The organism is Clostridium sp. MCC345, assembly GCF_018785345.1.
Lineage (GTDB): Bacteria > Bacillota > Clostridia > Lachnospirales > Anaerotignaceae > Anaerotignum_A > Anaerotignum_A faecicola.
Genome location: NZ_WQPP01000009.1, coordinates 191,558 through 212,963, shown reverse-complemented (window position 1 = coordinate 212,963; position 21,406 = coordinate 191,558). Strand labels below are relative to the sequence as shown.

The 21,406-nt window shown below is 46.1% G+C and carries 14 protein-coding genes and 1 other annotated feature; of the genes, 2 read left to right on the top strand and 12 right to left on the bottom strand.

Features of this window, described 5'->3' with window-relative positions:
- Positions 1–42: 42 nt before the first annotated feature.
- The 4 genes from GPK49_RS02855 to GPK49_RS02840 form a co-directional block, all read right to left on the bottom strand.
- Positions 43–1,059, bottom strand: a complete 1,017-nt coding sequence (locus GPK49_RS02855; RefSeq protein ID WP_215676670.1) for a DUF2156 domain-containing protein — start codon at positions 1,057–1,059, stop codon at positions 43–45.
- A gap of 17 nt (positions 1,060–1,076) precedes the next feature.
- Positions 1,077–2,165, bottom strand: a complete 1,089-nt coding sequence (locus GPK49_RS02850; protein ID WP_215676669.1) for a GNAT family N-acetyltransferase — start codon at positions 2,163–2,165, stop codon at positions 1,077–1,079.
- 146 nt (positions 2,166–2,311) lie between these two features.
- Positions 2,312–3,355, bottom strand: a complete 1,044-nt coding sequence (mutY, locus tag GPK49_RS02845; RefSeq protein ID WP_215676668.1) for an A/G-specific adenine glycosylase — start codon at positions 3,353–3,355, stop codon at positions 2,312–2,314.
- Between the two features lie 63 nt (positions 3,356–3,418).
- Positions 3,419–4,042 (bottom strand): formate/nitrite transporter family protein, encoded by a 624-nt coding sequence (locus GPK49_RS02840; protein WP_215676667.1) that lies wholly within the window; start codon positions 4,040–4,042, stop codon positions 3,419–3,421.
- A 195-nt stretch (positions 4,043–4,237) separates the two neighbouring features.
- Here GPK49_RS02840 and GPK49_RS02835 point away from each other — a divergent pair, with 195 nt between their 5' ends.
- On the top strand, positions 4,238–5,569 hold the full coding sequence (locus GPK49_RS02835; RefSeq protein ID WP_215676666.1) for a D-serine ammonia-lyase: 1,332 nt from the start codon (positions 4,238–4,240) through the stop codon (positions 5,567–5,569).
- Between the two features lie 82 nt (positions 5,570–5,651).
- Here the strand turns inward: GPK49_RS02835 and leuS are convergent, their stop codons facing one another.
- From leuS to trhA, 4 genes are all read right to left on the bottom strand, one after another.
- Positions 5,652–8,066, bottom strand: a complete 2,415-nt coding sequence (gene leuS, locus GPK49_RS02830; protein ID WP_215676665.1) for a leucine--tRNA ligase — start codon at positions 8,064–8,066, stop codon at positions 5,652–5,654.
- Between the two features lie 73 nt (positions 8,067–8,139).
- Positions 8,140–8,365: a binding site (T-box leader), on the bottom strand.
- A gap of 91 nt (positions 8,366–8,456) precedes the next feature.
- Entirely contained in the window at positions 8,457–10,277 is a 1,821-nt protein-coding gene (locus GPK49_RS02825; RefSeq protein ID WP_215676664.1) for an ABC transporter ATP-binding protein, read from the bottom strand.
- Positions 10,267–12,006, bottom strand: a complete 1,740-nt coding sequence (locus GPK49_RS02820) for an ABC transporter ATP-binding protein (protein WP_215676663.1) — start codon at positions 12,004–12,006, stop codon at positions 10,267–10,269. Before GPK49_RS02820 ends, GPK49_RS02825 begins: the two co-directional genes overlap by 11 nt.
- A gap of 165 nt (positions 12,007–12,171) precedes the next feature.
- A complete protein-coding gene (trhA, locus tag GPK49_RS02815) occupies positions 12,172–12,834 on the bottom strand; it encodes a PAQR family membrane homeostasis protein TrhA (RefSeq protein ID WP_318283821.1) in 663 nt (220 codons plus the stop codon).
- Positions 12,835–13,013: 179 nt separating this feature from the next.
- Between trhA and GPK49_RS02810 the strand changes: the two genes are divergently transcribed.
- On the top strand, positions 13,014–13,595 hold the full coding sequence (locus GPK49_RS02810; RefSeq protein ID WP_016408443.1) for a DUF1836 domain-containing protein: 582 nt from the start codon (positions 13,014–13,016) through the stop codon (positions 13,593–13,595).
- Positions 13,596–13,678: 83 nt separating this feature from the next.
- Here the strand turns inward: GPK49_RS02810 and GPK49_RS02805 are convergent, their stop codons facing one another.
- Genes GPK49_RS02805 through GPK49_RS02790 form a run of 4 tightly spaced genes read right to left on the bottom strand, consistent with a single transcriptional unit; the run spans position 13,679 to position 21,394 of the window.
- Positions 13,679–18,010 carry a PolC-type DNA polymerase III gene (locus GPK49_RS02805; RefSeq protein WP_016408444.1) on the bottom strand — a complete coding sequence of 1,444 codons (4,332 nt, stop codon included), beginning with the start codon at positions 18,008–18,010 and terminating at the stop codon, positions 13,679–13,681.
- Positions 18,011–18,042: 32 nt separating this feature from the next.
- The gene (gene ispG, locus GPK49_RS02800) at positions 18,043–19,092 is read right to left on the bottom strand and encodes a flavodoxin-dependent (E)-4-hydroxy-3-methylbut-2-enyl-diphosphate synthase (RefSeq protein WP_016408445.1); all 1,050 of its coding nucleotides are present in this window, start codon (positions 19,090–19,092) and stop codon (positions 18,043–18,045) included.
- A gap of 58 nt (positions 19,093–19,150) precedes the next feature.
- Positions 19,151–20,212, bottom strand: coding sequence for a M50 family metallopeptidase (locus tag GPK49_RS02795; protein WP_215676662.1), 1,062 nt, complete (start codon positions 20,210–20,212; stop codon positions 19,151–19,153).
- A 36-nt stretch (positions 20,213–20,248) separates the two neighbouring features.
- Positions 20,249–21,394, bottom strand: coding sequence for a 1-deoxy-D-xylulose-5-phosphate reductoisomerase (locus GPK49_RS02790; RefSeq protein WP_215676661.1), 1,146 nt, complete (start codon positions 21,392–21,394; stop codon positions 20,249–20,251).
- Between the last annotated feature and the right edge of the window lie 12 nt (positions 21,395–21,406).

The following is a 21,406-nucleotide window of genomic DNA, read 5'->3' as shown; positions in this document are numbered from 1 at the left end:
AGCCGAAGTATATTTCAACTCCGACTCATTTTATTCTGCTTCTTATGCTTCCTCTTTGCCCCAGATACCCTTTTCTTCACGCAAATCTCTGGTGCTGATAAGATATTTTTCAATCATTTTTACAGGGTTATAGGAACGTTTCGCCTTACGCATCCCTTCAATGCCCATGTCCTCTTCTCTGTTAATCAGTTCCACATCCTCACATTCATGCAAAACATACTGCTGATTGATAATCGGGAAGATACCGTCATACTCTGTATCCCCTTTTTCAATATGAATCAGCTGCATCTGCGGATGCAGGCGCTCACCAATCGTAAAAGCGCACAACTTTCCGTCAATATAAATCGTACCGCCTGTCAGTCCCAGCGCATCCATATTCTGTAATGCCAATTCAACAGAGCGTCTTTCGTCCGCCATTTCCTGCGCATCCTCGCCTGTTTTCTCATCCATCCAATGGTCATATAACGCTATGCAGTCTGCAATCATGCTTTTGTCAAGCCTTCTGTATTCATAATCAGGATATTTCGACAGAAATTTATTGATATGATTTCGTTTGCCGTGCAGCTTTTTCCCTTTCAATGTTGCGAGGCTTTCTCTGGTATATACATAATCCCATGCAATATCGGTTGGCATGGAGAATAATTCAGGGCATGCCGTCAGCATTTTATCCTTAAACACAGTCCAGACGGAACGATAGGTCGGCTCCACGCCGCGCTTTTTCATATAATCAATCCCCTCGTAAACTGCTTTGCGATAATCTACTTCTACGCCGTATTTGGGGATAGGTGCCCAGAGGAATACGGGAACTCCCTTAAATTCCAGCTTGATATACAGCACATTATTTTTCTCTGCATATTCCATTTTCCCATCTGCGCCCCAGATAAAGAGATTTGCAAAGGAAAGATCGGAGCACTGTAGATTCCAAGGCTTTGTGTAGGAATCAATCAGCGCTTTGTCCTCTAATGCGAAGGGCTTGAACATCAGTTCAGCGGTTTCTGCTGCATTGTTTTTTGTTTCTTCTATTGTCTTATTTTTTTCACATTCCAAACATCTTGGCATAAGGCCTGCCTCCATTTTTAATATTCATCTATAATATAACACTTTTGTTTCGGAAGAAAAGCATCCAATTCCTTGTATTTTTCTTCATCGAAAATTTTCAATTCATTTCTTATTTCAGCAAAGGAATGATATCCCACCAGCACCTGTAACAGATGCCCTGCGGAAATTTCAAAAACAGGAGTTTCCGCGGAGGGCTCCCCTTGAAAATTAAATATACCATTATTTTCAGAAATGACAGCATCCGTCAGGCGGAACGCATACGGCAGCTCAAGCTGCAACGCCTGCAGCAGTGCAGACGCATTGCAAAGTCCCATCACGCCCTTCTGTTTCCTCTCGGTTTTTGCAAAGGGAAGTTTCATCTCAGGCGGCAGCTTTGCAGAAAATACCAGACCATCTGCTTCCTTGCGCAGCCCTTCCATTAGCATGGGATAGCATTTCTCATCAGCAACCGCTTCCACGCAGGTTAGCTCCGTTTCTGTCTTATAATAAAAAGCATAGCCCTTTATCTCGTTATTTCTAATATATGCAGCACATTTCCCCCCGTCCGCAGCATAATCTGCCGCTTTACGCAGGAAATCCTCTTTGGTGCGCAAAACCATACCGCTGTATTTTTTAGCAAATGCTGTATAAAGCGGAAATAACGAATCCAATTCTGTAACAGGAGCAAGCGTTACATTTCCTTTTGTTGCATGCATACCGTCGTAGGTCAGATACGCTGCATCCGCAACAGGGAAATGCCCGAAGGGAAAATAGCTCTGCAAAACCGCAGGTGTGTGTGGTGCAACCAGACAACCCTTTTCGCGCAGAAGCTTCATTTCATAGGTGAAAATCTGCCCCATGTAGCCCTTTTTTCTATAATCCGGATGGGTAGAAACACCACAGAGCATCGCTCCCGGAATTTCCCTTCCGCGTATCCAAAGCATATACGGAAACGCCTGCATACAACTGACAATTTTGCCCTCCGTTTCCAGAACAACAGAATAATCAGGCGCAAAGCGGTTTACGAAAAACCAATCGCAAAAGGCATCGCTGTCACCAAAGCAGATTTTCCAAAGATCATAAAACGCTTTTTTATCTTCCGCTTTCGCAATTCTGACAGCTGTCATAAATTCGCACTCTCCTTATCCTATCTTTCCTCTATGTCTTATTCTTTTTTATTATAACGCGCAAAAGCATAAAAAACAACCGATAATTATTATTATTTAACAGTAAATTTTATATTTTTTTTGTACACTGTAACGAAAATACAGACCTATTTCATCTGTTTCAACCCTTCCGCCCATATTTTTTTGAAGGCAGAAGGCAGTGCATACTGTGCTTCAGCTTCTTCTCTTGTCAACCAAAGCAAATCGGATTCTGTTTTTTTTGTTACCCTTACGAAATAGCAGTCCATGTGCCATTCCACATGCGTAAAAATATGCTTTTGCCCCTTCATAGGAAGCAGCTCAGCCTCTAAAATGCCCATTTTCTGCAATGTAATAGGCGGCGCGATGTCTCTCTGTCCGTTCGGCAGCTCCCAAAGTCCCGAAAGCAAGCCATTTTTCGGGCGTTTGCCAATCGCAATTTTCTCCCCATCTACGCAGAAAAATACGTTCAGATATTCTAATGTACGCGGTTTTTTCTCCGCCTTTACGGGATACACTGCTGTCTGATTTTTGCAATATGCCATGCAGCTCGCCCGAACAGGACATACGCTGCACTTCGGCGCGCCGTTCGGCAGACAAACCATTGCGCCAAGCTCCATCAATGCCTGATTCAAATCCCCAGCACACTCCTGCGGCATGATTTCTGCAAGACGGCTTTCCCATTCTTTTTTTGTTATTTGTAAGGAAATATCCGATGCATCTGCTGTAATGCGCGACATTACACGCAGAACATTCCCATCTACCGCAGGAATCGGCAGACCAAACGCAATCGAGCCGACCGCTCCTGCCGTATAAGGCCCAATGCCCTTGAGCGAAAGCAAATCCTTTTGATTTGCAGGAAACACGCCGCCGAAATCTTCCATAATCTGTATCGCCGCCTTCTGCATATTGCGGACACGGCTGTAATACCCCAGACCTTCCCAAAGCTTGAGAATCACTTCCTCATCCGCATTCGCTAAATCCTTTACAGTCGGCAGGGTCTGCAAAAAGCGTATATAATACGGCTTGACCGTCTCAACTCTCGTCTGCTGGAGCATAATTTCCGAAACCCATACAGCGTATGGGTCTTTTGTTTGTCGCCATGGCAAATCTCTTTTATTTTCCCGAAACCACCGAATCAACGGTTCAACAATTTCTTTCAAATCTTTCATAGTTCCACCTCTGTTTTTATCTCCAAAAAAATGAGGAAGGTGTGATACCTCCCTCATTTTTCATCATCTTTGTTTAAATACCTTTAAATAAATCGGAATCAGCATTCCGCCGACGGCATTCCCCAATGTCATCACCAGAACGACAACAAAGCAATGTGCGCTCCATGTTCCGGATAAGCTGAAATAGAACATATTCGCGATAACGTGCTCGAAGCCGCTCAGGATAAATACCATAACGGGAACGAAAACACCAATAAACCGCAGGGTTGAGCCCTGCACATTGCGAAAGCAATCCACCGCAATAAACATCAGCATGCCGCAGAAGACCGCAAGCAGAAAAATACTTGTGAAATCATCCGACAGCTTCACTTCAGCCATGCCCGCAACCCGTTCAGCCATTCCCTCATAAATACGGCTGTTTCGTACCATTGTTGCTGTAATCCATGTGCCAACAAGGTTCCCCAACCAAGTGACCACCAGCTCAATGAGATACACAGGCTTGTTGAAGGGCGTGTAGCCAACCTTCCCGGTAAACAGATGCAGCTGAAACACCACGATGGTAAATAAACCGATGGCGAATAAAAAACTGCCGACTACCGGATTTGACTGCGAAAGGAACACGGTTCCCCCCATGCCAATCAGCATACCTGCCAGGATTGCAGAAAAAAATTGCCTTACTCTTTCCATAAAAACCCTCCTTATTCAGTTGTATAAAAACTTTTCATCTGTCCTTTTATTCTACAAGCTATGACTTTTTCTGTCAATCCTTTTTGTTTCTCTTCTCTTGTTCTATGATAGATACATTCCCCTTGCGGCGTGTTCTCTGCTGTGCTAAAATAAAGGGGCAAAATAAATATCTCTATATTTTAAGGAGGTTTTTGTATGAATCAAGAACTTTTAGAAAAATGCAAAAATGCTGATCTGCTGAAGGAAGTTGCAGAAGGCAAGGAAGTTGTATGGATTAACGAAAATCTGGAAAAAACTGAGGATGCAATGGCAAAAATCAATATCACAATGGCGAATATTGATGATGCAGAGGCAAGACTGGCGCGTTTTGCACCTTTCTTAATGAAGAAATTTCCTGAAACCATCCCCACAAATGGGTTGATTGAATCTCCTCTGACCTATATTCCCAATATGCAGAAAAAGCTGGAGGAGCATTATGACACAAAAATCCCCGGCAAAATGTTCTTAAAGCAGGACAGCCATCTGGCAATCTCCGGCTCCGTAAAGGCTCGCGGCGGTATCTATGAGGTGCTGAAGCATGCAGAGGATTTGGCTCTGGAACATGGTATGCTCAAGAAGGATGATGACTATAGCGTATTCGCTTCTGATGAATTCAAAGAATTTTTCAGCAAATTCAAAATTCAGGTTGGCTCCACAGGCAATTTGGGTATGTCTATCGGTATCATGAGTGCGGCTCTGGGCTTCCATGTAATCGTACATATGTCCGCAGATGCAAAGCAGTGGAAGAAAGACCTGCTTCGCCAGAGAGGTGCAGAGGTTGTGGAATATGCGGATGACTACAGCAAGGCAGTTGAGGTTGGGCGTAAAAATTCCGATGCCGATCCCAATAGCTACTTCGTTGATGATGAAAACTCCGTAACGCTGTTCCTTGGCTATGCGGTAGCGGCAAAGCGTATCGTAAAGCAGTTTGCAGAAAAGAATATCATTGTGGATGCAGAGCATCCTCTGTTCGTTTATATTCCCTGCGGCGTTGGCGGCGCACCCGGCGGTGTTGCTTTCGGCTTTAAAAAGCTTTTCGGAGATAATGTGCATGTATTCTTTACCGAACCTACACAGGCACCCTGCATGTTAGTCGGCATGGCATCCGGTCTGCAAAACAAAGTCTGCGTAAAAGATTTCGGTCTTTCCGGTCTGACCCATGCAGACGGTCTGGCAGTTGGCCGTCCTTCCGGCTTTGTCGGCGGCGTGATGGAGCATCTGCTTTCCGGCGAGATGTCTCTGGAGGACTATCATATTTATGACCTGATGCGTGATCTGGTTGCAACAGAGGATATCTTTATTGAACCCTCTGCTTGTGCATCCTTCTGGGGCCCTATCATGCTGAAGGATGAAAAGGTACAGGCTTATATCAAGAAAATGGGTCTGGAGGATAAAATGGCAAACGCAACACATATCCCTTGGGCAACAGGCGGCAGCCTTGTTCCGCAGGATATCCGCGAAGAATATATGCATACACATTTGAAATAAAATTATATAAAGCATAGCAAAAAAGGCGAGTAAGAAATAAATTGTTTCTCCCTCGCCTTTTTTGCTATGCTTTTTTAGTTTATTATTTTACAATCAGATTGATGATTTTGCCGGGAACGTAAATTTCCTTCACAACTGTTTTACCTTCCAGTCTGGATGCCAGTGCTTCTTTTGCCTGTGCAATCGCTTCTTCCTTGGAGACATTTATTGCAACCTGCATTTTACCTCTCAGCTTGCCGCCAATCTGCAATGCGATTTCTACACTGTCCTGAACCAGCTTGCTTTCGTCAGCTTCGGGCCAGCCTGCTTCGAATACTGTATTTTCATGACCCAGTTCGTGCCACATTTCTTCTGCAATATGGGGTGCGAAGGGAGCGAGCATAACAGTCAATGTTTCCAGAGTGGACTTGGACAGACTGCCTTCCTTCTTCGCTACATCCATCAGTTTATTTGTGGATTCCATGAAGGTGGAAACGATAGTATTCATTGCCAGAGATTCCACACGCTTTGTAACATCTGCAATCATCTTGTTTACGATATATTCTTCATCCTTGGAAGGAGCCTTATCAGAAGCTTTATTTGCATAAACCATCTTCCATACTCTGTTCAGGAAACGGAATACACCGTCGATACCGCTGTCATCCCAGTCGCAGTCCAGTTCGGGAGGACCTACGAACAGTTCATACATTCTCAGAGAGTCGCAGCCGTATTTTTCAACCAGTTCATCGGGGGAAACAACGTTACCCAGAGATTTGGACATCTTGCTGCCGTTCTTTGTAATCATACCCTGATTGAACAGCTTTGTGAAGGGCTCATCGAAGGGTACTGCACCAATATCATACAGGAATTTTGTATAGAAACGTGCGTACAGCAGATGCAGAACCGCATGTTCGATACCGCCGACATACAGATCTACGGGTGCCCATTTCTTCAATGCATCCATGCTTGCCAGCTCCTTATCGTTATGAACGTCTGTGTAACGCAGGAAATACCAGCTGGAGCCTGCCCACTGAGGCATTGTGTTTGTTTCACGCTTTGCAGGTCTGCCGCAGACAGGGCATGTTGTGTTTACCCATTCATCGATATGCGCCAGAGGAGATTCGCCTGTTTCTGTGGGCTGATAGGATTCTACATCGGGCAGCAGTACGGGCAGCTGATCCTCAGGAACAGGAACGGTGCCGCAGTGTTCGCAGTGGATAAGAGGAATGGGTTCGCCCCAGTATCTCTGTCTGGAGAATACCCAGTCACGCAGTTTGTAGTTGGTTGTCTTTCTGCCCCAACCTTTTTCCTCCATCAGGTGAGGAATCTTCTTCTTTGCATCGAATGCCTTCATGCCGTTCCAGTCGCCGGAGTTTACGATGATACCGTCACCTGTGTAAGCTTCCGTCAGAGGCTTTCCTTCATCCTCGCCTTCGGGCAGGATAACAGGGATGATGGGCAGTTTGAATTTTGTCGCAAAATCAAAGTCACGTTCATCATGCGCAGGTACACACATTACTGCACCGGTACCATAATCAGCCAGTACATAGTCAGCAACCCAGATAGGGATTTCCTTGCCGTTTACGGGGTTCACGCAGTAGGAGCCCGTAAATACGCCTGTTTTTTCTTTATTTGTCATACGGTCAACGGCAGATTTTGTAGATGCTTCGTAGCAGTATTTTTCTACGGCATCCTTCTGCTCTGCGGTTGTCAATGCAGCCAGACCTTCATATTCGGGAGCCAGCACCATAAAGGTACAGCCGTGCAGTGTATCCGGTCTTGTGGTGTAAACAGTGATTTTATCATCAGAGCCTGTCAGCTTGAAATCAACCTCAGCACCATAGGATTTGCCAATCCAGTCGGTCTGCATTTTCTTTACCTTATCAGACCAATCCAGCTTATTCAAATCCTCCAGCAGTCTGTCTGCGTATGCTGTGATTTTCAGCATCCACTGACGCAGGTTTTTCTTTGTTACAACAGTACCGCAGCGTTCATGCACACCACCGGCAGCCTCTTCGTTTGCCAATACGCATTTACATTTGGGACACCAGTTCAAAGGCATTTCCTTTTCATAAGCCAGACCCTTTTTGAACATCTGCACAAAAATCCATTGTGTCCATTTATAATATTTGGGGTCTGTGGTATCTACTTCTTTATCCCAGTCATAGATTGCAGAAATTTCATGCAGCTGTCTTTTTGCGTTTTTGATATTCGCATCTGTGGAAACTCTGGGGTGTGTATTCGTTTTGATTGCATAGTTTTCTGCGGGCAGACCGAAAGCGTCCCAGCCCATGGGATGCAATACCTGATAGCCCTGCAGCACCTTATAACGGCTGACAACGTCGGAAAGCACATACCCTCTCCAGTGACCTACATGCAGACCAGAGCCGGAAGGATAAGGGAACATATCCAGACAATAAAATTTGGGCTTTACAGCATCCTCCTTGTTGATGGGATTTTTTTCCCATTCTGCACGCCATTTTTTTTCAATCGTTCTGAAATCATAGCGACTTTCCATAGTAAATTCCTCCTTAAAAAACAGTGTTTTTTGATTTTTCTTGTTTGTGAAACCTAAAAATCCCTCCGTCTCAGTTAGAGACGAAGGGATACTCCGTGTTACCACTCTAGTTTGCCTGCCGAAAAAGCAAGCACGCTCAAAACCGATAACGGCGGCTGCCGCTGCATCCTACTCATGTCATACATTTTCAGAACAGAACTCCGAGGCCAGTTTTGCTTCTCTTTTCTGCCCCCTCGCACCAACCGACGGCTCTCTGTAAGAAAATGAAAAAGCTTATTTTTCCTCATCAGTGTCTTTATACAAATACATTTATATCATATTCACCAAAATAAATCAAGCATTTTTGGGGAATTTTTAAAAGAATACAATCTACATTATGCAGGTTTTTTGTTATACTGCTTCATTTTGGTCAAACTGATTTGTATACAGGTTATAATAAAAGCCCTTTTTCGCCATTAGCTGCTCGTGATTGCCTCTTTCAATAATCTCCCCATGCTCTACAACGGCGATTAAATCCGCATCCTTGATGGTACTTAAGCGGTGTGCAATCACAAAATTTGTTCTGCCCTTCATCAGGTTGTGCATTGCCTCCTGAATTTTCACCTCTGTACGGGTGTCCACACTGCTGGTTGCTTCATCCAGAATCAGTACGGATGGATTGGCAAGAATAGCGCGTGCAATGGAAATCATTTGCCGCTGCCCCTGACTGAGGTTGCCGCCGCCGTCCGTCAGCATGGTATCATAGCCATCAGGCAGTCTGCGGATAAATTCATGTGCATTGGCAAGCTTTGCCGCTGCCTTGATTTCCTCGTCTGTTGCGTTCAGTCTGCCATAACGAATATTCTCCTTGATAGAGTCGGTAAAAAGATAGGTATCCTGCAAAACGATACTCAAGGCAGAACGCAGGCTGTCCCGCTTGGTCTGATAAATATCATGCCCGTCAATGGTGATGGAGCCGCTGTCGATATCGTAAAAACGCGTCAGCAGGTTGATAATTGTAGTTTTTCCTGCGCCGGTCGGGCCGACAAAGGCAATGGTCTGCCCCGGCCTTGCGTAGAGGTTGATGTGCTTCAAAATGGGATGTCCTTTCTCATAGGAGAAGCTGACATCCGTTAGTTCAACATCCCCTTCAATTTCGCCCATTTCGTAAGCATCGGGAGCATCAGGCTTTTCTTCCTCCTCATCCAGAACCTCAAACACACGCTCCGCCCCTGCCATAGCAGAGAGAATCGTATTCACCTGATTGGCAAGTTCCGTCAGCGGTCTTGCAAACTGCTTGGAATAAATGATGAAGTTGGAGATAATCCCCAATGTCATGCCGTTGCCGATAACCATCAGAATACCGCCGACCGCAACCACAATGGCGTAGGTCATGTTATTGATTGCCGTCATAATAGGCCCGATGGAGCCGGAGAAAACCTCCGCGCGTACGCTTTTTGCAAGCAGTGCATCGTTCAGCTTTTCAAATTTATGAATTTCTTCTTCCTCACGGCTGAATACCTTTACAACCTTCTGTCCGGAAATGATTTCTTCAATATGCCCGTTCAGCTTACCAAGCTCCTCTTGCTTTGCCTTGAAGTATTTTCTGGAATGGCTTGTTACCCATTTTGTCACAAGAAGCATTAACGGAATGGTTACAATGGTCGCAATTGTCAGCGGAATACTCAGATAGAGCATCATGGCAAAGGTGCCGATAACGGTCAGGATACTTTGCAGAATTTGCGAAATGCTGCTGTTCAGGCACATGGAAATATTATCAACATCATTTGTTACACGGCTCATTAGTTCACCATGTGTGGTTTTGTCAAAATATTTCAGAGGCAGTCTTTGGAATTTTTCAAAAATTTCCCTGCGGAGCGTCGCAACCGTTTCCTGCCCTACCTTCAACATCAGATAGCTGTAAAGCCATGTTGCAAAAGAGGCTGTCAGATAAATCAGCAGCAGCTCCAGACAAATCCTCCAAAGTCCTGTAAAATCGAATACGGAAATATATTTATCAATCGCAACACCAATCAGGCTGGTTGCGTAAACCGTACCAAGGGTTGTAAGTGCAATACAGATAACGGAAATCAGAATCAAAGGCCAGAATCTTACGAGGTAGCCGCAGAGACGAAGGATGGTCTTTCCTGTGTTTTTCGGTTTCCCGTGCGCAAACATTCCTCTCGGTCCGCCGGGACCGCCGGGGCGTTTTCTTGTATTTTCATTCGCCATCTGCCATCACTCCCTTCTTCATCTGAGAGGCAAGGATTTCCTGATATTCCGTGCTAGTTTCCATAAGATATTTATGGTTACCTTCTGCAACGATTTTGCCGCCGCCCAGAACCAGAATCTTATCTGCATCCCGAACAGAGCTGATACGCTGCGCGATGATGAACTTCGTACAGCCGCTGTGAGAGGTTTTCATCGCCTGCCGAATCCGTTTTTCCGTCAGGGAATCGACTGCACTGGTGCTGTCATCAAAAATAATGATATTCGGGTTCTGAATCAACGCTCTTGCGATGGAAATACGCTGCTTCTGTCCACCCGAAACATTGACACCCCTCTGCCCCAGCTCCGTATCATATTGATCGGGCAGTTCCATAATAAAATCATGCGCCTGCGCCGCTTTTGCCGCCGCAATGATTTCCTCATCGGTTGCATCAGGCTTGCCCCACTTGATATTTTCACGAATTGTACCGGAGAACAGAATGGTCTCCTGCAGAACAACTGCAACACGCTTACGCAAATCGTGAATCGCATAATCGCGCACATCAATCCCATCCACTAGAATCTGTCCGCCTGTTACGTCATACAATCGGGGCAGAAGGTTCACAAGAGTTGATTTGCCGGAGCCTGTTTCGCCCAGAATCCCGACAGTCTGCCCCGGCTCTGCCGTAAAGCTGATATCATCCAGAACAGGGTCACCGCTGCCAAGCTTATAGCGATAGGAAACATGGCGGTATTCCACACGCCCCTCTGCTCTTGCCGGCTGCTTGGGTTTATTGGGGTCTGCAATATCTACAACCGTATCCAGAATTTCTTCCAGACGGTCTGTAGAAATTTTTGCCCTGGAAATAAACATAAAGTTCATCGCCAACAGCATCGTTGCCATCATCATCTGCATCAAATAGGTAATGCACGCCATGATTTCCTCTATGTGCATATTGCCTGCCTGCGTCTGCAAGCCGCCAAACCAAAGAATCCCAATGATTGTGCCGTTTACCAAAATCATCATTACAGGAGACATCAAAAGCATCATGCGAAACGCACTGACGGTGGTTTCTTTATAATCCTGATTGACCTCATTAAATTTTTCGACTTCATAATCATGGCGCACAAAAGCCTTCACCACACGAATCCCTGCAAGACATTCCCGCATAACGGTATTGACCTTATCCAGCTTTTCCTGCACCATTTTAAACTTTGGCATTGCCACACGCAGAATCAGATAAACTGCAACAGCAAGCAAAACCACCACAATCAAAAACATGCCCGCAATTTTTGCGTTTATGGAAAATGCCATAATGATACTGCCGATGCAGAGCAAGGGAGAACGCACCAGCATCCGCAGACAGATCATAATCACCAGCTGAATCTGTGTGATGTCATTCGTCAGACGGGTAATCAAAGACGGTGTGGAAAAGGTATCAATATTATGGAAAGAAAATTCCTGTATCTTTTCGAATGCCGCACGTCTAAGGTCTGTCCCCGTTCTCTGACTAACCAGTGTTGCGCAGATTAAGCACCCAATGCCGCCGATGATACCGATAATCGCAATCACGAGCATTTCAATCCCCGTTTTTGTAATGATGGCAGTGTTTCCTGTGCCGACCCCTTGGTTGATCATAAAGGTCATCAGCTTTGGCATGGCAAGCTCTGCTCCAACCTCCAAAAGCATTAAAATGGGTGCCAAAATCGCCAGCCTTTTATAGGGCTTCATATATTCCCATAGTCTTTTCATTTTTTCACCTCTTCTTTTTTCTACATAAAAACTGCCGCAGTAAGCCATTCGCTTAAGGGCAGTTTTTTCGTTCTTGCTAAAAAAGTCAGGCATCTGAAAAGATGCCCGATACTTTATTTTAACATTTTTTATGAAATTGTCAACGAAAAGAAGATTAAAATACTATTACAGAACATATAAAAACATAAATGCGATATGGAAAGCAGAGCCAAGCATTACGAATACATGGAAAATCTCATGGAAGCCAAAGCTTTTCAGAATCGCGAGATTAGGCTTTTTCAGCGCATAAATCACCGCACCGATGGTATACACAATGCCGCCTGCCAGAAGCATCCCCAGTCCGCCCCAGCCGATGGCTCTTTTCAACGGAATAAACGCCGCAACCGCAAGCCAGCCCATGCCGACATAAATCAGCGTAGAGAGCCAACGCGGTGCATTCATCCAGAAGATTTTCATAAAAATGCCGAAAATTGCAATCCCCCATACTGCCGCAAGCAAAGCCTTTCCCCATATACCGGGGAGGATTACCATGCAGACAGGTGTATAGGTTCCTGCGATTAAAACGAAAATCATCATGTGGTCAATCCGTCTTAAAAACGCAATTTTTTCGGGAGCAAGGCACAGGGTATGATAAATTGTGCTTGCACCATATAGCAAAAGCAGAGAAATGCCGAAGATTGCGAAGGAAACCGCCTGCGCCGTTGTTTCCGATTGTTCCAGCAGGCAGATAACAGGCGGAATCACCGCCAAAAAGCCGATGAAATGCGTCAGTGCGCTAAGCGGATCTCTTGCACGAAATTTCATTTTTTTCCCGATTACTGTTTCCATAATTTCATCTCCCTTATATCAAGTAGTTTTTAATACTACATCTTGCGATATAGGTATAGTATCACATTATGTTTGCCATTTCAAGGGATTCCTGAAATTTTTTAAGAAAAACTTGCGACATAGTATGAAATACTATATAATGAAGAATATGAATATTTTTGAAATTGAGGTGAGAACCCATGAACACATTTAATGAAGTGATTGAACGCTATGCCGCACAAATTCGCACCGCGGATGTCATCGAGATTGCGGATATTCCTACCATAGATTTGTATATGGATCAGGTGACAACATTTATGGATAAGGGCTTAGCGCGGTATAAACGAAATGAAACGGATAAAATCCTTACAAAAACCATGATTAACAACTACACCAAGGCGAAGATTTTCCCCCCTCCGGTGAAGAAAAAATATAGCCGTACCCATTTGATGCTTTTAATCATGATTTATCATCTGAAAGCCATCCTTTCCATTAAGGATATTGGTGTACTGTTTCATGTTGCATTGGCAGAGCCGGATGCAGAAAAGCAGGCACAGCAGATTGAAACGATTTACGCAGGCTTTGTTGCATTGCAGAAAAGCACCTATGCTTATCTTGCCAATATGGCGGAAAATAAGGCAGATGACTCCTTCTATGGGAAGGATATTATGCTTGGCTGCGAGGACAGAGAGCTACGGCGGATTCTTCTGGTTCTGGGACTTGTCATTCGCGCGAATACGGAAAAGCAGCTGGCAGAGCATGCGCTGGATGCCTATTTTTAAGTAATTTTCAAAAAAAGAAAGCAGTTTACGAAATGCTTCGCAGACTGCTTTTTCTTTTGCCTCTTTTTTATTTTTTTTATTTATCAGAACAGACAAAGCTGATTCGTTTCGGGAATCCCGTCCAAAACACCGTTTTCCTTGAGCAGATCAATCAGCGAGCGTCCCAGAGAGGTGCGCTCCTTCAATTCCTCAAGTGTATTGAATTCACCGTCCTTTCTCCCTTCCACAATGCTCTGCGCCGCATTCACGCCTAAGCCCTGCAAAGAGCTGAACGGCGGCAGAAGCCCCTCCTCTGTCGGAAGGAAGTTCTTCGCATCAGAACGGTAAAGGTCAATCGGGCAGAATTTGAACCCTCTTGCATAAAATTCAACTACAATTTCCAGAACAGTCTGTTTATTTTTATCCTTTGCGGTTGCCTCCTGCCCCTTCGCCTGAATTTCGCGAATGGCATCCCTTGCCACATCAATGCCCTGACACATGCAGGAATAATCGAAATCATCACAGGCACGAACTGAGAAATAGGACGCATAATACGCTTCGGGGTAATTGATTTTGAAATACGCAATGCGGAATGCCATCATAACATACGCTGCTGCGTGCGCCTTCGGGAACATATATTTAATCTTCTGACAGGATTCAATATACCAATCCGGCACATCGGATGCCTTCATATCGGCAATATCCTCTTCCGTTAACCCCTTCCCTTTTCTGACCTTTTCCATGATTTTAAAGGATTTTTTCTTTTCTACCCCCTTATTGATGAGGTAAATCATAATGCTGTCTCGTGTGGAAATGGTTTCCTTTAGCGTAATCGTGCCGTTTTCAATCAGGGTCTGCGCATTCCCCAACCATACGTCCGTCCCATGAGACAGACCGGAGATACGCAGTAAATCTGCAAAGGTTTTCGGCTTCGTATCAATCAGCATGCCGCGGACGAATTTTGTCCCAAATTCGGGAATCCCCAGTGTGCCTGTCTTGCAGTTGATTTCTTCTTCTGTTACACCCAAAGCCTTGGGAGATTCAAACAGAGACATCGTCTCCGGGTCGCCCAGAGGCACATCCTGCGGATTGACCCCCGTCAGGTCATAAAGCATACGGATAACCGTCGGGTCGTCGTGCCCCAGCAGGTCAAGCTTCAGCAAACGCCCCGAAATGGAATGATAATCAAAATGCGTTGTCGTAACAGTCGAATTCACATCATTCGCAGGACGTTGAATCGGGCAGAACTCATGAATATCATGGTCGCTCGGTACAACCATCAGACCGCCGGGATGCTGTCCCGTGGTACGCTTGACCCCTGTGCATCCCTCTGTCAGGCGTTGAATTTCAGCATTATGCGGCGTGATTTCTCTGGCATCAAAGTATTTTTTGACGAAGCCATACGCTGTTTTATCTGCCAATGTACCAATTGTCCCTGCCTTGAAAACCTTGCCCTTCCCGAACAGCACCTCAGTATAGGCGTGCGCCTGCTGCTGATAATCACCAGAAAAGTTCAAATCAATATCAGGTTCTTTATCCCCTTCGAACCCAAGAAAGGTCTGGAAGGGAATATCATGCCCGTCCTTTCTAAGCTTATGTCCGCAGACAGGGCAGTCCTTATCCGGCATATCACAGCCGCTTGCCTCCTCCATCGCAAACGCTTTTACTGTTTCCGATTCAAAATCGGAGTATTTGCAGTGGTCGCAGATATAGTGCGGCGGCAGAGAGTTTACTTCCGTAATCCCTGCCATATTTGCGGCAAAGGACGAGCCAACCGATCCTCGCGAACCAACCAGATACCCATCTGCAACGGATTTCCAAACCAGCTTCTGTGCGATGATATACAGTACTGCATAGCCATTGCTGATGATGGAATTCAGCTCTGTTTCCAATCTGTCCTGCACAATGGGAGGCAATGGGTCGCCATAGATGGAAATTGCCTTATCCATACAAATCTGGCGCAGCTCCTCATCTGCTCCTTCGATTTTCGGAGGAAAGGTATCATCGGGAATGGGCTTGATTTTTTCAATCATATCCGCAATCTTATTTGTATTGGTGATAACGATTTCTCTCGCCTTTTCCTCGCCCAGATATGTAAATTCCTTCAGCATCTCCTTTGTGGTGCGGAAATAAAGCGGTGCCTGCTTGTCCGCATCGGCAAAGCCTTCTGCCGCCATGATGATTTTACGGAAGGCGGCATCTTGCGGATCAATGAAATGCACATCACAGGTTGCCACAACAGGCTTATTGTGCTCCTCACCCAATGCAACAATCTGCTTATTGATGGCGATGATATCCTCCATGGAATGTACGCTTTCCACCTTCGGAGACTCAATCATAAAGCGGTTGTTGCCAAGCGGCTGAATTTCCAGATAATCATAGAAATTTACCAGCTCCTCAATCACCTGCTTTGGCTTTTTATCCAGAAGCGCGCGATAAAGCTCCCCTGCTTCGCAGGCACTACCCAGAATCAGCCCTTCCCTGTGCTGAATCAACTTGCTTTTAGGGATGCGTGGTCTGCGGAAGTAATAATCAATATGAGAAAGCGAAATCAATTCATACAGATTCCGCAAGCCGACATAATCCTTTGCTAGAATAATCGCATGATATGCCTTCAGCTTCTTATAATTTACCGTCTGGCTGGAGAACACATTGATATCGTCCACCTTATAAATTTCCTTTTCCACGAGCATGTCAATGAATTTCAGAAAGACCTCCGCCGTTGCTTCGGCATCGTTGACCGCACGATGGTGTCCCTCCAGAGAAACACCCAGCTGCTCACAGACGATGTCCAGCTTATGCTTTTTCAGCTCCGGTAGAAGCGAACGGGAAAGCTCTAATGTATCCAGAACGGTATTTTTTACTTCAATGCCGCATTTTCGCTCTGCATTCAGGCGGATAAAGCCTGTATCGAAATTGGCATTATGCGCCACAAGCACCGCATCTTGGCAAAATTCCAGAAACCTCGGCAAAATTTCTGTAATGACAGGCGCATCGGCTACCATTTCATTCGTAATGCCTGTCAGCTTGGTAATCTCCGCAGGAATGGGGCGTTCGGGGTTCACGAAGGTGCTGAAACGGTCGATAACCTTGCCGTCTACTACCTTCACTGCACCGATTTCCGTAATGCTTTCGGTTTCCTTGGAAAGTCCTGTTGTCTCAATGTCGAATACCACAAAGGTGTCATCCAGAGATTGTCCGCGCGGCATGGTGACAACGCTGCCCAAATCGTCAATCAGATAGGCTTCTACGCCGTAAATCACCTTCAAGTCGGATTTGCCGATTGCGTTCATCGCATCAGGAAATGCCTGCACAACACCATGGTCCGTAATGGCAATTGCCTTATGCCCCCATGCAATCGCGCGTTCAATATATTTTTTCACAGGTGTCACACCATCCATACTGCTCATCTGTGTATGCAGATGCAGTTCCACGCGCTTTTCCTCCGCATCATCCATACGGGGAGCAGGCGCGGCGGCAGCCATGATATTTTTCGCCATAATATCGATTTCCTTGGTATATTTATCAAACTGCACTTCGCCCTGCACGCGCAGATATTTACCCTTTTTGATTTTATCGCTCAGTTCGGCATCAAAAACACTTTTCTTCACGAAAAATTTCACTGTAGTCGAATCGCTCAAATCCGTAATATCAAAGGAAACAATATATTTTTCGCCACGAATTTCTCTCGGCTCGATGTTATAAATACTGCCCTCGATAATGACATTTTCCCCGAGAATTTTCGTATCAATAATCTTCTGGTTTGCGCCGTTGATTTCTTTGCCAAGCAGAATCCCCTTGGAAACGGAGGAGGATACCGCCGCCACCTCTGCATTGGCTTTCTCCTGCACCGCCTCAGCCTGTGTGGTGATAATCTGTCGGCTTAGCTCCTCAAACTTCTTTTTCCTGTTGTTCTCAAGAGCGGCTCTGTCCGCTTCGGTTGCTTTCTGATTCTTAAATTGCACCAGAAGCGTTTCGCCCGTTTCGGTATGAATCATGTTCGCAATGGCATCATCCAGATGCTTCTGCGCCAGATAATATGCCATGTTATGCTTTACCAGAATTTGCAGCTTATGCTCCGTAACTCTCCACTCTGCGTCCGCAATTACACCTGCACAAATCTTGCTTTTTTGGCTCACAAGGGTTTTGATGCTTCCCCAATAGCCTGCTGCCAGTGCTTCGGGAGTTTTATCTGTCAGCTCATAGAAAACGGCAAGTGAAACCGCCTGTATCCCCGGAAGGCTCTCTAAAAGCGCACCCTTCAGCTCCTCCTGCTTTTGCAAGGGAATCATCTTATTTGCGGCAATCTCGATGCTGACAGTACGTTCCTTTTTATGTATCGTCAGCTTGCGTACCTCTGTGCCCTGAAAGGCTTCCAGAAGCGGCAGGGACAGCGAAATTTTCTGAAAGACCAGTTCAAATTTCTGTGCAGTCAAGTTGTCTCCCTCCTTTCCGTTTGGATTTATTATTAAATGCGGTCAATTTCCTCCATCAGTGCGGCAACGAGCTTGTCCTCGCTAACCTTGCGGACAATCTCGCCCTTCTTGAAGACAAGACCAACGCCCTTGCCGCCTGCAATGCCGAGGTCTGCCTCTTTCGCTTCTCCGGGGCCGTTTACCACACAGCCCATAACGGCAACCTTAATATTTTTCTGTATGCTTCTGCATTTTTCCTCGACCTCATTCGCAATGGAAATCAAGTCTATCTCTGTTCTGCCGCAGGTCGGGCAGGAAACGAAGGTTACACCGAATTGGCGCAGACCAAGGCTTTTCAGAATTTCTTTCGCCGCGCGGATTTCTTCGATAGGGTCGCCTGTCAGGGAAACACGAATCGTGTCCCCGATACCCATGGCAAGAATCGTCCCGATGCCGACAGCAGATTTAATCGTGCCTGCATAGGGCGTGCCGGCTTCTGTAATGCCGACGTGAATGGGATACGGGATTGCTTCGGAAAGCAGGCGATACGCTTCGATGGAGAACGGCACATCCGATGCCTTAATGGAAACCACGATATCATAAAAACCGAATTTCTCCAGAATATGTACATGCTTCATCGCGCTTTCCACCAAGCCCTGCGGTGTTACGCCGTCATATTTTTCCACCAATTCCTTTTCCAGAGAGCCGCTGTTTACACCGATGCGAATGGGAATCTGTTTTTCCTTCGCCATATCTACTACCTGCTTGATGCGTGCTTCGTCCCCGATATTCCCCGGATTGATGCGTACCTTATCAATGCCCAGCTCCATTACGCGCAGCGCCAATCTGTAGTCAAAATGAATGTCCGCAACAAGGGGGATATGAATCCGTTTTTTGATTTCGCCGACTGCGTCTGCTGCCGCCATATCCGGAATTGCTACGCGCACCAGTTCGCAGCCTGCTTTTTCCAAGGCCAAAATCTGTGCCACTGTCGCTTCTACATCTCTTGTGTCTGTGTTGCACATGGACTGGATGATAATGGGATTCGTTCCACCCATTTTCAGACTGCCGATTTTAACTTCTCTTGTCAGTTTTCTTTCCATAGTCTCACCTTTTCAAAATTCAGAAAACGCCCAATTTACATCAGGCGTTTCGTTTCATTTAAATCATGTATTTTTTAATGTCGCTGAAAATCACAAACGCCATCAGCCCCATCAGAAAAACGAAGCCTAAAAATTGCAGCTTGGATTCCGTTTCAATATCCATCGGCTTTCTGCGAACCGCCTCAATCAGCAGGAACAGAATTCGCCCGCCGTCCAGCGCAGGAATTGGAAACAGATTTAGCACACCGAGGTTTGCACTCAGCACCGCACCGATATAAACCACGTTTTGGATTGCCGCCTTAATGCTGTATTGCAGCCCTGCCTGATAGCTTTGTCCAACCATATTGAAAATTGCAATCGGGCCGCCGTATTCATCGGGGTTCGCCGTAAAGGTAAACACGCGCAGAAGTCCCTCTGCCGTCATTTTTACATAATTTATCATAGCGAACAGGCTGTAACGTGCCGTTTCCGCAATGCCCATTTTCGCATAGCCGTCCACGCTTTCGGCAAACAGCCCTGTTTTCACCTCAGGCGAAAAGCCAATCAGATATCTGCCCTGCTTCTCGTCCAGCTTTGGTTGCAGCTTATATTTATGATGCGTCCCTGTGGCATCCACCACGTCCAGCGTCAGGCTTTCCCCGTGGTTGGACTGCAATGTATACTGCAATTCATCATAGATATGAATCGTTTTTCCGTCAATTTTTTGAATCCTGTCGCCAACCTCCAGACCGGACGCAGCTGCCGCGGAATCAGGCAGAACCTCTTTGATGACGGGCGTTGCCGTATAGGTTGTACAGGTCAGCCCGAAAATCATGAGAAACGCCAGCAGGAAATTCATGACAGGTCCTGCCGCCATAACTGCCATTCGCGCGCCGACAGACTTGCTGAGGAAGGAGGTCGAGCTGGATGCGCCGTCCTCTGCTTCCCCCTCCATGCGACAAAAGCCGCCTAAGGGCAGAATACGAATACTGTATTCCGTATCCCCCTTGGTGCGGGAAAAAATCTTCGGCCCCATGCCGACCGCAAATTCCTGCACCCAGATGCCATTTTTCTTTGCAATAATAAAGTGTCCGAATTCATGTGCAATAACAAGAACACCCAGAAGTATTATGGTAATCAATAATGAGGAAATGTTCTCCACCTCCAGACAGATTTATCAGAAGCGCACAGACTGTGCATACGCTCTTGCCCATGCGTCCGCCTCCAGTAAATCCTCTAATGTATATTTATATTTGACAGTATATGCGTCCATCGTCCGTTCTATCAGCGAAGGAATCTGCAAAAACGCCAGCTCTCCCTTCAAAAAACGGGCAACTGCAATCTCATTTGCACCATTCAGCACGGCAGGCATTGTTCCGCCTGTTTTCAAGGCACAGTATGCCAGAGAAAGGCAGCGGAAGGTATCCAGATCGGGCTTTTCAAAGGTCAGATGGCTACGCACGGAAAAATCTACCCGAGGAAACGGGCTTTTCGCGCGTTTGGGATACGTCAGCGCATACTGAATGGGAATCCGCATATCAGGCTCACCCATCTGTGCGATGATTGCGCCATCCTCATATTCCACCGCGGAATGGACAATGCTCTGCGGATGCACCAGAACCTCAATCTGATCTACATCTACATCAAACAGCCATTTCGCCTCCATCACTTCCAAGCCCTTATTCATCAGCGTTGCAGAATCAATCGTAATCTTCTTACCCATGTGCCAGTTCGGGTGCGCCAGTGCATCCGCCGCCGTTACATGCGCCAGCTCCTCGCGCTTTTTGCCGCGGAAGGGGCCGCCGGAGGCGGTCAGCAGAATACGCGAAATGCGGTTGTCTGCATTTCCCTGTAAGGACTGAAAGATAGCAGAGTGTTCGCTGTCCACAGGATAAATCCTTACATGGTGCTGTTTCGCAAAGTCCATTACAAGCTGTCCTGCGGAAACAAGCGTCTCTTTATTCGCAAGCGCGATATTTTTGCCTGCACGAATTGCTGCAAAGGTGGGCTGCAAGCCAACATTGCCGACTACAGAGGTCACAACTGTATCCACATCCTCGTATGTAGCCGCCTCGACCAGACCATCCATCCCGCTCACTATGCGAATTTTCGTATCCGAAAGGCGACTCTGCAATGCCTTTGCGTTCTCCGCGTTCATCACCGCAATCAATTCAGGGTGAAATTTACGCGCCTGTTTTTCCAAAAGCGCAATATTTTTATTCCCAGTAATAGCGGCAACACGGATATCACCTAAATTTTCGACAACCTCAAGGGTTTGTGTCCCGATAGAACCTGTCGAACCCAAAATCGAAATTTTTCTCATTTTTTACACCTT

Excerpts from the sequence above, each read along its gene's own strand:
- GPK49_RS02855 (WP_215676670.1), bottom strand. The coding sequence starts at position 1,059 with ATGCCAAGATGTTTGGAATGTGAAAAAAATAAGACAATAGAAGAAACA.
- GPK49_RS02850 (WP_215676669.1), bottom strand. The coding sequence starts at position 2,165 with ATGACAGCTGTCAGAATTGCGAAAGCGGAAGATAAAAAAGCGTTTTAT.
- mutY (WP_215676668.1), bottom strand. The coding sequence starts at position 3,355 with ATGAAAGATTTGAAAGAAATTGTTGAACCGTTGATTCGGTGGTTTCGG.
- GPK49_RS02840 (WP_215676667.1), bottom strand. The coding sequence starts at position 4,042 with ATGGAAAGAGTAAGGCAATTTTTTTCTGCAATCCTGGCAGGTATGCTG.
- GPK49_RS02835 (WP_215676666.1), top strand. The coding sequence starts at position 4,238 with ATGAATCAAGAACTTTTAGAAAAATGCAAAAATGCTGATCTGCTGAAG.
- leuS (WP_215676665.1), bottom strand. The coding sequence starts at position 8,066 with ATGGAAAGTCGCTATGATTTCAGAACGATTGAAAAAAAATGGCGTGCA.
- GPK49_RS02825 (WP_215676664.1), bottom strand. The coding sequence starts at position 10,277 with ATGGCGAATGAAAATACAAGAAAACGCCCCGGCGGTCCCGGCGGACCG.
- GPK49_RS02820 (WP_215676663.1), bottom strand. The coding sequence starts at position 12,006 with ATGAAAAGACTATGGGAATATATGAAGCCCTATAAAAGGCTGGCGATT.
- trhA (WP_318283821.1), bottom strand. The coding sequence starts at position 12,834 with ATGGAAACAGTAATCGGGAAAAAAATGAAATTTCGTGCAAGAGATCCG.
- GPK49_RS02810 (WP_016408443.1), top strand. The coding sequence starts at position 13,014 with ATGAACACATTTAATGAAGTGATTGAACGCTATGCCGCACAAATTCGC.
- ispG (WP_016408445.1), bottom strand. The coding sequence starts at position 19,092 with ATGGAAAGAAAACTGACAAGAGAAGTTAAAATCGGCAGTCTGAAAATG.
- GPK49_RS02790 (WP_215676661.1), bottom strand. The coding sequence starts at position 21,394 with ATGAGAAAAATTTCGATTTTGGGTTCGACAGGTTCTATCGGGACACAA.